This window comes from Leifsonia virtsii, from assembly GCF_030433675.1.
GTDB classification, from domain to species: Bacteria; Actinomycetota; Actinomycetes; order Actinomycetales; family Microbacteriaceae; genus Leifsonia; species Leifsonia virtsii.
The window spans coordinates 367,862-383,256 of the sequence record NZ_JAROCB010000005.1; the positions used below are offsets into that span (position 1 = coordinate 367,862).

General features: G+C 73.7%; 12 protein-coding genes. 5 read left to right on the forward strand and 7 right to left on the reverse strand.

Going from position 1 to position 15,395, the window contains the following annotated elements; translation table 11 throughout:
• Positions 1 to 56: 56 nt before the first annotated feature.
• The 5 genes from P5G59_RS18695 to P5G59_RS18715 form a co-directional block, all read right to left on the reverse strand.
• Positions 57 to 1,550 carry a catalase gene (locus P5G59_RS18695; protein WP_301220531.1) on the reverse strand — a complete coding sequence of 498 codons (1,494 nt, stop codon included), beginning with the start codon at positions 1,548 to 1,550 and terminating at the stop codon, positions 57 to 59.
• Complete coding sequence (locus tag P5G59_RS18700; protein WP_301220532.1) at positions 1,547 to 1,987, reverse strand: Fur family transcriptional regulator; 441 nt, start codon at positions 1,985 to 1,987, stop codon at positions 1,547 to 1,549. Before P5G59_RS18700 ends, P5G59_RS18695 begins: the two co-directional genes overlap by 4 nt.
• 29 nt (positions 1,988 to 2,016) lie before the next feature.
• The gene (locus tag P5G59_RS18705; RefSeq protein ID WP_301220533.1) at positions 2,017 to 2,196 is read right to left on the reverse strand and encodes a hypothetical protein; all 180 of its coding nucleotides are present in this window, start codon (positions 2,194 to 2,196) and stop codon (positions 2,017 to 2,019) included.
• Between the two features lie 93 nt (positions 2,197 to 2,289).
• Entirely contained in the window at positions 2,290 to 4,014 is a 1,725-nt protein-coding gene (locus P5G59_RS18710) for a cation:proton antiporter (protein ID WP_301220534.1), read from the reverse strand.
• A gap of 45 nt (positions 4,015 to 4,059) precedes the next feature.
• Positions 4,060 to 4,626 carry a TetR/AcrR family transcriptional regulator gene (locus tag P5G59_RS18715; protein WP_301220535.1) on the reverse strand — a complete coding sequence of 189 codons (567 nt, stop codon included), beginning with the start codon at positions 4,624 to 4,626 and terminating at the stop codon, positions 4,060 to 4,062.
• 154 nt (positions 4,627 to 4,780) lie between these two features.
• On the opposite strand from P5G59_RS18715, the gene P5G59_RS18720 reads away from it, so the two are divergent.
• A complete protein-coding gene (locus P5G59_RS18720; RefSeq protein ID WP_301220536.1) occupies positions 4,781 to 6,319 on the forward strand; it encodes an MFS transporter in 1,539 nt (512 codons plus the stop codon).
• Positions 6,320 to 6,394: 75 nt separating this feature from the next.
• Here the strand turns inward: P5G59_RS18720 and P5G59_RS18725 are convergent, their stop codons facing one another.
• Both P5G59_RS18725 and P5G59_RS18730 read right to left on the reverse strand, forming a co-directional pair.
• Entirely contained in the window at positions 6,395 to 6,934 is a 540-nt protein-coding gene (locus P5G59_RS18725) for a GIY-YIG nuclease family protein (RefSeq protein WP_301220537.1), read from the reverse strand.
• A gap of 56 nt (positions 6,935 to 6,990) precedes the next feature.
• A complete protein-coding gene (locus P5G59_RS18730) occupies positions 6,991 to 7,983 on the reverse strand; it encodes a class I mannose-6-phosphate isomerase (RefSeq protein WP_301220538.1) in 993 nt (330 codons plus the stop codon).
• A 30-nt stretch (positions 7,984 to 8,013) separates the two neighbouring features.
• Between P5G59_RS18730 and P5G59_RS18735 the strand changes: the two genes are divergently transcribed.
• The 4 genes from P5G59_RS18735 to P5G59_RS18750 are packed head-to-tail and all read left to right on the forward strand — an operon-like array spanning position 8,014 to position 15,392.
• Positions 8,014 to 11,058, forward strand: coding sequence for an FtsX-like permease family protein (locus P5G59_RS18735; protein ID WP_301220539.1), 3,045 nt, complete (start codon positions 8,014 to 8,016; stop codon positions 11,056 to 11,058).
• Positions 11,055 to 13,748, forward strand: a complete 2,694-nt coding sequence (locus P5G59_RS18740; protein WP_301220540.1) for an FtsX-like permease family protein — start codon at positions 11,055 to 11,057, stop codon at positions 13,746 to 13,748. The genes P5G59_RS18735 and P5G59_RS18740 overlap by 4 nt, the downstream gene beginning before the upstream one ends.
• Positions 13,745 to 14,656 carry an ABC transporter ATP-binding protein gene (locus P5G59_RS18745; RefSeq protein WP_301220541.1) on the forward strand — a complete coding sequence of 304 codons (912 nt, stop codon included), beginning with the start codon at positions 13,745 to 13,747 and terminating at the stop codon, positions 14,654 to 14,656. The genes P5G59_RS18740 and P5G59_RS18745 overlap by 4 nt, the downstream gene beginning before the upstream one ends.
• Positions 14,643 to 15,392, forward strand: a complete 750-nt coding sequence (locus P5G59_RS18750) for an ABC transporter ATP-binding protein (RefSeq protein ID WP_301220542.1) — start codon at positions 14,643 to 14,645, stop codon at positions 15,390 to 15,392. Before P5G59_RS18745 ends, P5G59_RS18750 begins: the two co-directional genes overlap by 14 nt.
• Positions 15,393 to 15,395 lie beyond the last annotated feature (3 nt).

The window sequence follows — 15,395 nt, forward strand, 5'->3', positions numbered from 1 at the left end:
GAAAAGGGAGGTGCCCGCGGCCGGACCGGCCGCGGGCACTTCCCTTTTCGACGTGGTTACTCGGCGACGCCGACGTACTCGGCGGCCTCGTCCGGGGTCTCGGTGGCCGAGTCGAGGCGGTCGCGGAGTGCGCGGCCGAGCTGGCCGTCGACGTTCGTCCAGTACTGGATCGCCCGCTCCCGGATGTCCTCGCGCTTCACGCCGCCGACCGCGCCCGCGATCGTGTCGAGGAAGCGCGCCTTGGCCGCGTCGTCGAACACCTCGCGGTAGAGGGTGCCGGCCTGACCGAAATCGTCGTCCTCCGCGTGCAGGGTCGCCGCCGAGCGCACGAGGGCGCCGTCGGACTCCCACGAGCCCTCGCCCGCGCGCTCGGGCTGCGCGGCCGGGCCGCCGAAGGAGTTCGGCGCGTAGACCGGCGCGTCGGCCGGCTTGAAGCCGTGGCGCAGCGAGCCGTCCTGCGAGTAGTTGTGCACCGGCGCGACCGGGCGGTTCACCGGCAGCTCGTTGTAGTTGGTGCCGACCCGGTAGCGCTGGGCGTCCGGGTAGGAGAACACGCGCGCCATGAGCATCTTGTCCGGGCTGATGTCGATGCCCGGGACGGTGTTGGCCGGCGAGAACGCCGCCTGCTCGATCTCCGCGAAGAAGTTCTCCGGGTTCTGGTTGAGCGTGTGGATGCCCACCTCGATCAGCGGGTAGTCGCTGTGCGGCCACACCTTGGTGAGGTCGAACGGGTTGAAGCGGTAGGTCTTCGCGTCCTCGTACGGCATGACCTGCACCGACACGCGCCAGGCCGGGAAGTCGCCGCGCTGGATCGCCTCGTACAGGTCGCGGCGGTAGTAGTCGGCGTCGGCGCCCGCGAGCTGCTCGGCCTCGACGCCCGTGATCTCCTCGTTGCCCTGCAGCGAGTGGAAGTGGTACTTCACCCAGAAGCGCTCACCGGCCGCGTTGATCCACTGGTAGGTGTGCGAGCCGTAGCCGGGCATGGTGCGCCACGAGCGCGGGAGGCCGCGGTCGCCCATGAGGTAGGTGACCTGGTGAGCGGACTCCGGGGAGAGCGTCCAGAAGTCCCACTGCATGTCGGCGTCGCGCAGGCCGGAGCCCGGGAGGCGCTTCTGCGAGTGGATGAAGTCGGGGAACTTGATGCCGTCGCGGATGAAGAACACCGGCGTGTTGTTGCCGACGATGTCGTAGTTGCCCTCGGTCGTGTAGAACTTCACCGAGAAGCCGCGGACGTCGCGCCAGGTGTCCGGCGAGCCCTGCTCGCCCGCGACGGACGAGAAGCGCTGCAGCGTCCGGGTGGCGGTGCCCGGCTGGAACACGGCGGCCTTCGTGTAGGCGGTCACGTCGCCGGTGACGACGAACTCGCCGAACGCTCCGCCGCCCTTCGCGTGGACGATCCGCTCCGGGATGCGCTCCCGGTTGAACTGGGCCAGCTTCTCGACGAGGTAGCGGTCGTGCAGGGCGGTGACCCCGTCGCGTCCCGCGGTCAGCGAGTGCGCGTCGCTGGCGACCGGGGTGCCGGTCTGGGTGGTGGTGTAGTCGTCCGTCATTCTTCTCCTCGTATCGATCTCTTCGACTGGCAGGACGGGCACAGCCCCCAGAACGTGACCTCCGCCGTGTCGATCGCGAACCCGCCGGCATCCGAAGGATGCAGGCACGGGGCGTGACCGACGACGCAGTCGACGTCGGCGACGGCACCGCATCCGGTGCAGACCACGTGGTGGTGGTTGTCGCCGATCCGCCGTTCGTACAGCGCGGCGGAGCCCGCCGGCTCGATGCGGCGGATCAGCCCGGCGGATGCCAGGTCGCCGAGCACGTTGTGCACGTTCTGGATGGAGGTGCCGGGCAGCTCCGGAAGGATCGCCCGGAACACCGTCTCGGCGTCGACGTGCGGGTGGACCGTCAGCGCGTCGAGCACCGCCATCCGCCCCCGCGTCGCCTTGAGGCCGGCGTCGTGGAGGACGCCTTCCCACCGTGCCGTGTCCATGCTCCGACCCTACACGGTGTTTTGAATCACTAAAAAGCAGCGGCCATCCGGAACGGCTGCCGACGGGAGCGCACGACGGGCGAGTCGCGTGCGACGGTGACCGTGCCGATCGCGTTCTGGATGGTGCGCAGCGCCTCGTTCTCGTCGGCGGCGGTCACCGCGACCACCATGCGGCGGCCGTCGGATTCCCGGATCACGGTGAGTTCCATGGGTTCCTCCTCATGCCCTTCACGGGGAAAGGGCTCACCCATTCAGACGAGGCGGGCGGAGCGGTATGACGCGATCCGCCCGATCCGGCCCGCTCAACGCGAACGGGTGCGCAGCCGCGTCTCCTCCAGGTCGAGGAGGGATTGCGCCTCTGTGAGGACCCGTGAGGGGTAGGAGCCGCGGGCGCGCTCCAGCAGCAGGCGTGTGCGCTCGGCATCGACCACCGCGAGCCGCAGCGTCCGGTATACGTGGTGCGGCCGCTGGTCCTCCGGCGCGTGGAGGAGGGTGCGCTCCCAGGCCGACTCGGCCCGCAGGTAGGACGACTGGCGCACCCGCTCCACGACCTCCGGGTCGACGGGTGCGGAGGTGCCCGCCGCCGACTCCGGATCGTCGAGCACGGCGAGTCCGGCCTCGCTGAGGTCGTCGAGCAGCTGCGCGAGCAGGCGGCGGTCCTCGCCGACGTCCGCGCCCTGCAGACCGAGGATCCGGATGAGCCACGGCAGGGTGCCGCCCTGCAGCACGAGGCTGACGAAGGCGACCGTGAACGCGATCAGGATGAGCTGCGGGCGGTACGGGATGCTGGTCGGCAGCGACTGGGCGGCCGCCAGGGTGACCACGCCGCGCATCCCGGCCCAGCCCAGCACGACGCCGCCCTTCCAGCCGATCGCCTCCTGGCGGAACTCCTCGAGGTCGCTGCGGTGCCGCAGGTAGCGCTGCTCGGCGCGCTGCTTCCGCAGCGCCTGCCAGCGGTAGCGGACCGGATGGTCGCGGAAGTAGCTGATCATCAGCCATTCCCGGAGCACGGAGCGCTCTGCGCGCTCCGCGCGTCTTCGAAGGCCCAGGATGAGCGGCACGATCAGCACGAACCGGATGACGACGAGCGAGAGCATCGCGATCAGGCCGATCCCGATCGCGTTCCAGACGCTGATCACCTCCGGATGCTGCACGTCGCCGATGAGCGTCCGCAGCTCGAGCCCGATCAGGAGGAACACGCCGTTCTCGAGCAGGAACTGGATGGTGCGCCAGTTGATCTGGTCGCTGATCCGCGCCTGAGCGCTGAACTGCCGCGGTGCCGCGTGCCCGGTGTACAGGCCGGCGATGACCACGGCGAGCACGCCGGAGCCGTGCATCGCCTCGGTGGGCGCGAAGGCCGCGAACGGGACGACGACGGAGAGCGCAGTGTCGAGCACCGGGTCGTTCAGCTTCGACCGCACCCAGACCGAGACGAAGCCGACGACGAGCCCGATCACGAGGGCGATCAGCACGGCCGACAGGAAGTCGAGCACGCCGGCCCAGGGCGTGGCCAGAGTGCCGAGCGCGGCCGCCAGCGCGGTCCGCAGCAGAACCAGAGCGGTGGCGTCGTTGACCAGGCCTTCGCCTTCGAGCACGGTCAGCAGGCGCGGCGGGAGCCCGAGCTTGCGTCCGATGGAGGTCGCGGCCACCGCATCCGGCGGGCTGATGATGGCCCCGAGGGCCACCGCCGCGGCGAGGCTCAGCTCCGGCAGCATCGTGAACAGGACGAACCCGGAGGCGAACGCGGTGATGATCACGAGCACGACCGACAGGCCGGCGATCGGGGCGAGATTGCGGCGGAAGTCGGTCAACGGCACGCTGATGGCCGCAGCATAGAGGATGGGCGGCAGGAGCCCGTCGAGGATCACCTCGGGCGGCACCTTGATGTCCGGGACGCCGGGGAGGAAGGAGAGGAGCACGCCGACGATGACGAGGATGATCGGGGCGGCGACGCCGAGCTTGCGCGCGAAGGCGGCGACGCCGACGATGACCGCGACGGCGATCACCGCATAGACGCCGAGCTCCATCCTCTAAGCGTAGTCAGGGGTCGCGGGCGGCATGCGGCTCACGGCTCAGCGGGCGCGGAGGCCGTCGATGGCCATGGCGATCACGCGGTCGCGCTGGTCGTCGTCGTCGAACGCGACCCCGGCGATCCCGGAGACCATCCGGATCACGTCGCCGATGGTGGCGTCACCGCGCAGCTCGCCGGCCGCCTGGGCGCGCTCGATGAGCGGCTCTCCTGCGGTGTAGAGGGAGGTGCGGCAGCTGAGCAGCACGGGCGACTCCTTGTTGAGCCCGTCGATCAGCGCGCGCTTCGTTCCGACGTACGTGACGAAGCGGCGCAGCCACGCCTCGACGGCCTCCCACGGCTCCAGGGAGGCGGCGTCGTCGGCCGCGCGGACGACCGCGGCGACCTCGTCGATGTAGACGGCCTCGACCAGCGCATCCCGCGTCGGGAAGTTGCGGTACAGCGTGCCGATGCCGACGCCGGCGCGGCGCGCGATGTCTTCGAGCGGCGCGTTCGAACCCTGTGCGGCGAACGCCTCGCGCGCCGCGGTGAGCAGCGCGTCGAAGTTGCGGCGCGCGTCCGCTCGCTGCGGGCGTACCACTCCGAGGGTGGGGGTCTCGGTGCCGGTCACGAGGTCGGTCCTTCCGGGGTCGGGAGATCGGGGGTTGCGAAGCGGAGGCACCCTCCGGTACTGTATCAACTAACCGGAGGAACCCTCCGAACGGAGCCTGCCTCCAATTCTAGCCCTTTTCGGCACTCATCTCGAGAAACGGAAACAACCGACAATGTCTCGATCCCATCCCGGCCTGACCTTCGCCATCCTGGCGCTGAGCGTCGGCTCCTTCGCGACCCTGCAGTCGCTCGTCGTCCCCGTCCTCCCCGTCATCCAGGCGGACCTGCACACCACCACCGCCGGCGTGACCTGGACCATGACCGCCTGGCTCATCGCCGCCGCGGTCGCCACCCCGCTGCTCGGCCGCGTCGGCGACCTCGTCGGCAAGCGGCGCATCCTCGTCCTCGCCCTCCTGGCCGTCGCGCTCGGGAGCGTGGTCGCCGCCGTCGCTCCGAGCATCGGCGTCGTGATCGCCGGCCGTGTCATCCAGGGTCTCGGCGGGGCCATGTTCCCGCTCGCCTTCGGCATCATCCGGGACGAGTTCCCGGCCCATCGCCTGCCCTCCGCCATCGGCGCGATCGCGTCGATCATCGCCATCGGCAGCGGGCTCGGCACCGTGCTCGCCGGACCGCTGGCGGACGCCCTCAGCTGGCGCGGCCTGTTCCTCGTGCCCGTCGCCCTGACGGTCACCGCGGCCGTGCTCGCCCTGATCGCCATCCCCGAGTCGCCCACCCGGGCGACCGGCGGGGTCAACCCGTGGGCGGCCGTGCTGCTCTCCGGCTGGCTGATCGCCCTCCTCCTCCCGCTCAGCACGGGCGCGCAGTGGGGCTGGGGCTCCCCGCAGGTCGTCGGCCTGTTCGTCGTGGCGGCCGTGCTACTCGCCGCGTGGGTGCTCGTCGAGCTGCGCTCCCGCCACCCGCTGGTGGACATGCGGCTCATGCGGGAGCCGGGCGTCTGGTCCATGAACGCCGCCGCCGTGTTCATCGGCGCGTCGATGTTCGCGGTGTTCGCCTACTTCCCGCGGTTCGTGCAGACGCCGGCCTCCACCGGCTACGGCCTGGGCGCCTCGGTGGCGGAGTCCGGGATGCTGATGCTCCCGATGCTCGTGACCATGGCCGTCACCGGGTTCCTGAGCGGACCGCTCGCCCGCTGGGTCGGCTTCCGGGCGCAGATCGTGCTCTCCGCCGTGCTCATGGGCGTCGCGAGCCTGTCGCTCGCGTTCCTGCACGGGTCGCTGCTCGCGGTGGCCGCGGCCTCCGGGGTCTTCGGAATCGGGCTCGGGCTCATCTACGCGGCGATCACGAGCGTGGTGGTGCAGAGCGTCCCCGCCACCCAGACCGGGATCGCGAGCGGGATGAACGCGAACCTGCGCACCGTGGGCTCCGCGGTCGGGGCAGCCGTGATGACCGCGCTGGTGACCGGCGCCATCGCCCCGGACGGCCTGCCCGCCGAGTCCGGCTACACCGAGGGCTTCGCCACCGCCGGAGTGCTCGCGATCGCCGCAGGCGCCGTCACCGTGGTGGCCGCCCTCCTAATGCGGGCGCGACGAGCACGGCCCGCAGCAGAGGCGGCCGCGCCGCCCGCCGCGATGGCAGCAGCCATCCCCCTAATCGACCCCGCAGCAGAAGAGGCCGCCGACATGGCCCGCCTAGCGGCCAAATTCGACGCCGACTCCGCCTCCGCCCCGCAACACACGCTCGAAGTGGCCTGACCACTCTCGAGTACACGAAGACTGCACGCGACACTCCGGTGTCGCGTGCAGTCTTCGTGTACTCGACGGTGGGGGTCAGGCGCGGGCGGCGGATTCGCTGCGCCAGCGGGCGAGGAGGGACCAGGGGTCGGGGGTCGGAGCGCGAAGCGAGGCGACGTGGGCGAGGAGGGACTCGTCGGTCTCGAACCACTCGGTGCCAGGGATGCGCAGGTGCGCGAACTCGGCGTGGCGGCGCTGCTCCAGCGTCCGGTCGCCGCGCTCGAAGGCGAGGACCTCGTCGTGCGGGAGGGCCGCGAAGCGCTGCGCCGGGTTCGCGGTCGTGCCGATCTTGATCCGGTCGCGGAAGCGCAGGTAGTAGACCACGTCCACGCGCGAGGCCGCCGGATCGTCCGGCGGCACCTCGCCGACGCGCCACTCGCACACCGCGCACAGCCAGCCGGAGGGGTACCGCACTCCCAGCCGGGAACCGCAGAACACGCACGGCGACGGCAGCAGGTCGGTCATCCCGAACTCGCCCGCCACCCAGTCGTGCGCCTCCAGCAGGTGCGTGAGGCACAGCGCGAGCGGGGCGCCGGGATGCGGCGGGCCGCCGCAGAGGGCGCATCGGCTGTCCATGGCGCGAGCGTAGCCGCGGCGTCCGACAGCGGACGACCGGCGGCCGGCGGCCGGGCTCAGCGTGGCGGGCGACAGCGGATGAGCTCGAGCTCGCCGGTGAGGCCGACCGGTCCGTCCCCGAAAGCCGTCAGCACCGTGCTGCCGCGCCGGAGCGGGAGGCTCCCCGCCGCCGATTCCAGCGTCCCGGTGCCGTCGAGCACGACGAGCACGGAGAAGGACGGGTCGAGCTCGCGCGATCCTGAGACCGTCAGCCGCTCGGCGGAGAAGAAGGGGTCCGCGTCGGCCGGGAACAGCGTCTCCGCGCCGCGGCCCTGGCGCAGTTCCGCGATGCGCTCCGCGGGCGTCGGCTCGACGACGAGCCCGTCGAGCGCGGTGTCCAGGTCGAGGCCGAGCAGCGCCTCCGCCTCGGTCAGCGAGCGCCGTTCCAGCAGGACGGAGAGGTCCGTCGGCTGTTGCAGCTCCACGAGGGTCACGCCCGGCCCGATCGCGTGCGCGAGTCCGGCCGGCACGAGCAGGGTGTCGCCCGCGGAGAGCGGCACGCGGTTCATGGCGTCGAGCATGGCCTCCGTGTCCTGGCCGTCCCACCAGGCCCGGACGTCGGTGCGCTCGACCGGGCGCCGGAAGCCGAGGGCCGCGTAGGCGTCTCCCGCGGTCTCGATGACCGCCCACGCCTCCGTCTTGCCCAGCGGGCTGCGCAGGTGGCGCGCCGCGAACGCGTCGTCCGGGTGGTAGTGCACGAACAGGCGCTCCGCGGTGTCGAGCAGCTTCACCAGCAGCATGGTGCGGGCGCCGAACCGGCCGACGTGCTCCTCGCCGAGGTACGCGACGGGGTCGGCGTCGACCGCGTCCCGCAGCGTCCGGCCGTCGGGGAGGACCGTGAGCCCGATCCCGCCGCCCGCGAAGATCTCCGTGGTGGAGCCGACGAAGTCCTCCGGAGTGAACGGGCTGGGCTGCGGCGTCCCGCGGAATCGCGCGATCCCGGCACCGCCTCGATAGGGCCGGTCCAGCGGCTGGTTGGGGCCGAGAAGCAGGGGTGTGGAAAGGCTCACCGTCAGAAATGTACGCGCTACGGTGAGACGATGCGTGCACAGGAGGGGCGGTCCGGGCGGATGCGTCCCTTCTGGCTGCTCCGGAGCCGCGCGCAGCTGGGCACCCTGATCTCGACGGCTCTCGTGGTCGCGGTGGTCGCCTTCCTCGCGTCGGTGATGACCGGCCTGGCGCTGCGGTCGCCCGACGCGGCCGTGCGCGCGACCCTGGCGCACGAGCCCGCAGCGGCCACCGCGCTGGCCCTGCAGACGTCGCGGTCGACGGATGCGGCGGAGCAGGATGACGCGGTGCGGTCCGTCCTGCGGTCGCAGTTCCGCGGCGTGCCGCTGCAGACGGCGGAGACCGCGTTCGTGCCGTCCGCCTCGGTCGCCGGTGGCGGGTCTGCGTCGTTGATCGTGGCCTCCGGCGACGTGCGCGACCGTGTCCGGCTCGTCTCCGGTCGCTGGCCCTCCACGGCGGCGGAGGCGGCCGTCGACGAGTCCTTCGCCCGGGCCCACCACCTGGCCGTGGGCGGGGGACTGACCTTCGCCGGACCCGATCGTGCCGTTCCTGTGACGGTGACTGCGGTGTGGCGGCCGGTGGACCCCTCCGCTCCGGCCTGGCTGGGCCTCCGCGACGGAGCGGACGGCACGGACGGCCGCGTGATCGTCTCGGCAGCCGTCGCCGACGCCGCGAGCGACGGCACCGCCGTGCAGTGGGTGGTGACACCGGACGCCGACCGCGTCACGGCGGATCACCTCCCGCGCCTGCGCGCCGGGTTCGAGGGGATCCGTGCCGCGCTCAGCGCGGACCCGACAGCCGCGGACAGCCCGTTCTCGTCGACCGGCCAAGGGCTCGCGACCGTCGTGGCGATGCAGCGGTCGGTGGTCGCGCTGCAGGCGGTCATACCCGTCCCGCTCGCGGTGCTGGCCGTGTGCTCCGTGATCGCGCTCGCCCTGCTCGGCCGCCTGCTCGCGGACGCGCGCCGGCCGGAGACCCGCCTCCTCCGGTCGCGCGGGGTGACGCTCCCGGGCCTGGCCGGTGCGGCTGCGACGGAATCCGCGGCGGCCGCGGTGATCGCCGTCTCGCTCGGCGCCCTCGGCGCGCAGGCGGTGCTGCTCCCGTTGACCGGCGGTCCCACGGCGGGCGCTGCGGGGATGCTGGACGTCGTGCTCCCTCCGCTCGCGACCCTCGCGGCGGCCGTCGCCACCGCCACCCTCACCGCAGTGCTGTCCGCGCGCTCCCTCACGGACGCGCCGGGAGCGGTCGAGGCCGGACGCGCCAGGAGTGCCGTCTCGGCCGGGCTCGCCGTGCTGGCGCTCGCGGCCGCGGCGCTCACCCTATGGCGCTTCCTCGTGTTCAGCTCCTCCGCGGGCGTCGGCGGCGTCGACCCGGCGGGTGTCCTGGCGCCGGCGGCCGTGCTGTGCGCGATCGCGCTGCTCGGGCTGTCGCTGTTCGGGCCCGCGGCCGCTGCGGTCGAGCGGCTCGCGGGTCGCGGCCGGGGAGTGGAGGGTGTGCTCCCGGCCCGCCAGGTCGGCCGCGGAATCGCCCTGTTCTCCGGCCCGGTCGCCCTGATCGTGCTCGCCGTCGGCTCGTTCGGCTTCGCGGCGGGCTACGCGGGCACCTTCTCCGGGTTCCTCCACGACTCGGGGCTGCTGACCACGGGCGCGGCCGTGCGGGCCGATCTCGGAACGGGCGGGGCGGCCCGGTCCGCCGCCGCCCTCTCGCCGGCCTCTGCGCTCTCCCACGGGGGCACGACGGCGTCGCCGGCGATTGTGGACGACGGCACGGTCGGCGAGACGGATGTCGCCGTGGTCGTGACGGACACCGCTCTGCTGCCCGCGCTCGTGCCGGTCGGCTCCTACCTGTTCGACGCCGCGGGCGTCGCGGCGGCTCTCCCTCCGCGCGGCGGCATCCCGGGCGCCGATCTGCCGGCGGGCGACCGCGCGCTCACCCTCCGCGTCGCCGCCACCGCGAGCAGCGGCGCCGTGGCGCCGAGCGCCGTGACGGCGTGGCTGGCCACCACCCAGGGCGAGGCCGTGCCCGTGACGGCGCGGCCGGACGCCGGTGGAGTCGTCCGCATTCCACTCGCGGCAGGCGGACCGCGGCGGCTGGTCGCCGTCGACGTCACCACCGAGCCACACTCGGAGGCGGGCGCGACGAATGTGGAGGTCGCGCTCTCCGGCCTGCCGCGGGCGACGGCCGCCTGGTCGCTCGCCCCCGCGGCATTCGCGTCGTCCTCCGACTTCGTGGCGTCCTCCGCCGGCCGCGCCGGCACGGCGACGCTCGACCGGGCCGCGTCGGCGCGGTTCGTGCCCGCTCCCGCGTCGGCTCCGCTCCGCCTGGTGGTCACGCAGGCCCTGGCCGACGACGATGCGCTCCAGGTCGGCCAGCGGATCGATGTGCAGGGCCCGATCGGCACCCTGACCGGCACTGTCGCGCGGATCGTCGCGGCCGTGCCCGGCACCTCCTCCGAGCGGGCCGTGCTCGCCGACTCCTCCGCCGTGACCGCGCAGCTGCTGCGCACCGCGCCCGCGGTGACGCGGGTGTCGTCCGTGTGGGCGACAGCCGCGGACGCGGACGCCCTGCGTTCCCGCGTCGCCGCGGCCGTCGGACCAGACGCGGTCGTCACCACGGCCGACGGGACGTTCGTCTCGCGCTTCCTCTCAGGCGCCGTGCTCAGCACCTGGCTCGGCGCCGCGGGATGCGCCCTGCTCGCCGTCGCCGCCGTCGCCGCCGCGATCTCCTCCTCGCTCCGGCGTCGCCGGGGCGAGGTCGTGGTGCTCCGCGCGGTCGGGCTCTCCGGCGGCCAGCAGGCGTGGTCCCGGCGGCTGGAGGTGATCGGCGTGGCCGTCGCCTCCGCCGTGTTCGGTCTGGCGGGAGGCGTCGCCGTCGTGCTCCTGGTCGCCAACACCCTCGCCCGGCTCTCCGTGGTGACCGCGCCCTCCACTCTCTCCGTCCAGGGCCGTGTCGACCCCGTCGGACTGGCCATCGGGCTCGGCGCCCTCGCCGCAGCGCTCGCGCTCGCCGTGTGGGGCTACGGGAGGGCCGTCCGCCGCCAGGCCGCGGACACCGCGTACCGGGAGGAGACACGGTGAGCGGGCGCACCACCGACGCCGGGCTCCTCCTCCGCTCTGCGCGGGCATACGGCGGCGGGCTCGCCCTGCTGGCCGTCGTCGCGCTGGTGACCACTCTTGCGCTCGCCGCGTGGCCCCGGGTGACGAGCACCATCCTGGGCGGCGAGCTGCGCCACGACCTCGTAGAGGCCGGGGCCGGCGGCCGGGACATCGTCGCCGGCATCCGCACCGGCACGTTCACGAACGGTCCCGAAGTGGATCCCGCGCAGCTGTGGCAGGACCTGCCCGCCTCGGCCACCGCGGTGCGCGACGCCATGCGGCCGTCGCTCCGTGCCGTCGCCTCGCCGGGCGACATCGCCGCTCGCAGCCTTGCCGAGCCGACCGACTCGCCCGCAGGGGCGGCGCCGAACAGCAGGTACTCGGTCACGGTGGAGGCCTACCCGGACCTGCGACGGACCGCGCGGCTGGTGTCGGGGGAGTGGCCGACGGCGCCGTCGGCCGACGACGCGGGGCCTGTCCCGGTGGTGCTGACCGCCACGGCCGCGTCGCTGCTGGGCTGGCACGTCGGAGAGTCGCGCACCGCCACGCCCATGCCGGGCGTAACGGTGCCCCTGCGGCTGGTCGGGACGATCCGTCCCGTCGACCGGTCCGCCGACTTCTGGGACCTCGATGTGACGCGTGCGCTCGGCCACTTCGTCGATGGCGGCGACTCGGGCAAGGACTACGGCGGCGTCGCCTGGGTCGCCCCGCAGGCGTGGCCCGCGCTCGCCGCGCGTTTCGACGCGACCATCGCCCAGGTGTGGTTCCCCGTCGTCCCCGATCGGTTCACCGCGGAGGAACTCCCGCAGGTCCGCAGCGCGCTCGGAGCGTTCCTCGCGTCCCCGCGCACCGCGGCCGTCAGTGGCGCATCGGTGCCGCTCACCTTCGCCACCGCGCTGCAGCAGCCGCTCGACGACTACACCGCGCGGGCCCAGCCGGCGCAGACTCTGTTCGCCATCCTCGTCAGCGGGCCGCTGGTGGTCGCTCTCGCCGTGCTCGCGCAGGCCGCTCGCCTCGTCGTCGATCGCCGCAGACCGGCCCTCTCTCTGATGGCGGCGCGCGGTGCCTCGCCCGCCCGGCTGCGAACGGAGCTGGCCGCGCACGGCCTGCTCGCGTCGCTCCCGGCCGCGGCGATCGGTCTGGCCGCGGCGTTGCTGCTCACGCCGGGAGCGGTGCCGCTCGCCCTGCCGATGGTGCTCGCCGTGCTGTGCGTCCTGCTCCCGCCGGCCGCGCTCCTGCTCGCCGCCGGCAGGCTGGAGCCTGCGCCGGAGACGCGGCGCAGGAACCGCTTCGCCTGGGTCGCCGAGGTGGTCGTGCTGGGGCTGGCGGTCGCCGGGATCGCCCTGGTCGCCCGCCGTGGGCTGGACTCCTCCGGTGGGGGGATGCAGGTCGACCCGCTGACCGCGCTGACGCCGGTGCTCGTGGCCCTCGCGGCGTGCATCCTGGTGGTCCGGCTGGCCGGCTACCCGGTCGGCTGGGTCGCGGGCGCGCTGCGCCGGGGGCGGGGCGCGGTCGCCTTCCTCGGGGCGTCGTCGGCGCGGCACGCCCGGTCGGGGCTGCTCTGGCCGGTCTTCACGCTGGTCGCGGGCGTCGGCATCGCGCTGTTCTCGGTGAGCATGCTGGCGACGACGGGTGCGGGGCTCGCAGAGGGCGCCCGCATCCGGGTGGGCTCCGACCTGTCGCTCACCGCTGCGTCCACCCTGTCGGGCACACAAGTGGATGCGGTGGCCCGCATCCCCGGAGTCCAGCGCACCGCGACCGTCGACTGGGCGGGAGGCCTGCGGCTGAGCGCGGCCGGAGACTCCTCGTCCGTCTCCGGCTACCTCGTCGACCCGCGGGCCCTCGATGCCGTCCAGGCCGATCTGCCGCGCGCCGCCCGCCTCTCCACCGCGCTCACCGGCGTCCTCCCCGGTCGCACCGGCGCCGCGCTCGGCGGCTCGACGAGCCGCATCCCGATCACCTCCGCCCTCGTGCAGACCAGCGGCACGAACGTCCACCTGGGCGTGAAGGAGGTCGACTTCGTCCCCGGTGTGTACGTGCGCGACGCCGAGTGGGTGTTCATCGACAAGACGACCCTGCCGGCGTCGAGCGGTATCACCGGGCGCCCGCAGACCGTGCTGGTGAAGCTCGCCCCCGGAGCCGACGCCGCACGCGTGCACGCCGAGCTGGAGCGCATCGGCGGGCGCGGCGCGGTCGTGGGGGACGCCGTCGCCGAGCGCGCCGCCCTGCGCGCATCGCCGCTGGTCGCGGGCTCCGAGTCGATCGCCGCACTGTCGATCGCGTTGACGCTGCTGCTCTGCATCGCCGCCCTGCTGCTGACGCTCGTTCTGAACACCGCCGCGCGCATCCGGCTCGTCGCCACGCTGCGCACGATCGGGTACAGCTCCCGGCAGACCGCGGGCGTGCTGGCGTGGGAGCTCGGCCCGGTGCTCGTCTTCGGCCTCGCCGCGGGCGCCGTCGTAGGCCTGGTGCTGCCCGCGCTCGTGCTCAGCCCGCTCGACCTGCGCGGGTTCACCGGGAGTCCGGTCCAGCCCGCGGTCGTGCAGGATCCCACCCTCGTCGGGGCCGCGCTCGCCGGCTTCGCCCTGGTGGCCGCGGTCGCGACCGCGGTGGCGCTCGCGGGCGCCCGCCGCCGGTCGGCCGCGGCCGTGCTGAGGAACGGAGGAGAATGACCGACGTGACATCGCCAGCCCCCGACGCCGCCATCCGCTGCGCCGACCTGGTGCGCATCTTCACCGCGGACGGCGTCGAGGTCCAGGCGCTTCAGGGGCTGAACCTCCGGGTCGACTCCGGCGAGCTGGTCGCCATCGTCGGCGCCTCGGGCTCGGGCAAGTCGACGCTGCTCGGCATCCTCTCCGGGCTCGACAAGCCGACCGCCGGCTCCGTCTCGGTGGCCGGGCGCGACCTCCTGACCCTCGGCAACCGGGAGCGCGTGGACTACCGCCGGCACACCGTCGGCTTCGTCTGGCAGCAGACCTCGCGCAACCTGCTGGGCTACCTCACGGCGCGCGAGAACCTGGCGCTGGCGATGTCCGTCGCCCGCACCGGCGACCGCGACCGCCGCGCCGCCGAACTGCTCGAGCTGCTGGAGGTCGCCCACTGCGCCGACCGCCGCCCGACCGAGATGTCCGGCGGCGAGCAGCAGCGCGTCGCGATCGCGGTCGCGCTCGCGAACGAGCCGCGCGTCCTGCTCGCCGACGAGCCGACCGGCGAGCTCGACGAGGCGACGAGTGCGGAGGTGCTGGAGGCCATGCGCGGCGTCAACCGCGAGCTCGGCGTCACGACGCTGATCGTGACGCACGACCCGACCGTCTCGGAGCACGTCGCACGCACCGTCCAGATCCGCGACGGACGCACCGCAACGGAGGTGCTGCGCCGCACCGGCGTCAACGAGCACGGTGACGAGCACATGGTGGCGGAGGAGTTCGCGGTGCTCGACCGGGTCGGCCGGCTGCAGCTGCCGCAGGAGTACCTCACCACGCTCGGGATGCGCGATCGCGTGCGCCTGGCGCTGGAGCAGGACCACGTCGGCGTCTGGCCGCACGAGGACCGGAGGGAGTCCGACGGTGACGACAGCTGAGACGGCGGTCGAGCGCGAGCCGGTAGACGGCGACGGCCCGCTCCTCGTCGCCGAGGGGGTCGCACGCAGCTTCGAGACGCCGGCCGGTCCGGTCGCGGCGCTCGCCGCAGCCGATGTCTCGGTGCACCCGGGCGAGCTGGTCGTGGTGAAGGGCCCGTCCGGCTCCGGCAAGACGACCCTGCTGAACGTGCTCAGCGGGCTCGACCGCGCCACCGCCGGCCGGATCGTGCTCGACGGGGTGGAGCTCGGGTCCGCCTCCGAGTCGCAGCTCGTGAGCCTGCGGCGGCGGAGCACTGGATTCGTCTTCCAGTCGTTCGGTCTGGTGCCCGTGCTGTCCGCGGCCGAGAACGTCGAGCTGCCGCTGCGCCTGCTCGGCGTCGCCCCGGCGGAGCGGGAGGAGCGGGTCGCGGAGCTGCTGGAGGCCGTCGGCCTCGGCGCGCACGCCCGCCAGCGTCCGACCGAGCTGTCCGGCGGTCAGCAGCAGCGCGTCGGGATCGCGCGGGCGCTCGCCGCGCGGCCGCGCATCCTGTTCGCCGACGAGCCCACCGGCCAGCTCGACAGCGTGACCGGGCGCGCGATCATGGACCTGCTCGTGGAGCTGGTGCACCGCGACGGTGTCGCCGCGGTCGTCACCACGCACGACCCGCTGCTCATGGCGCGGGCCGACCGGGTGCTCGAACTGCACGACGGCCGGCTCGGCGGCGGGGAGCGGCGCCGCGGGCGGCACGCCCTGTAGCGG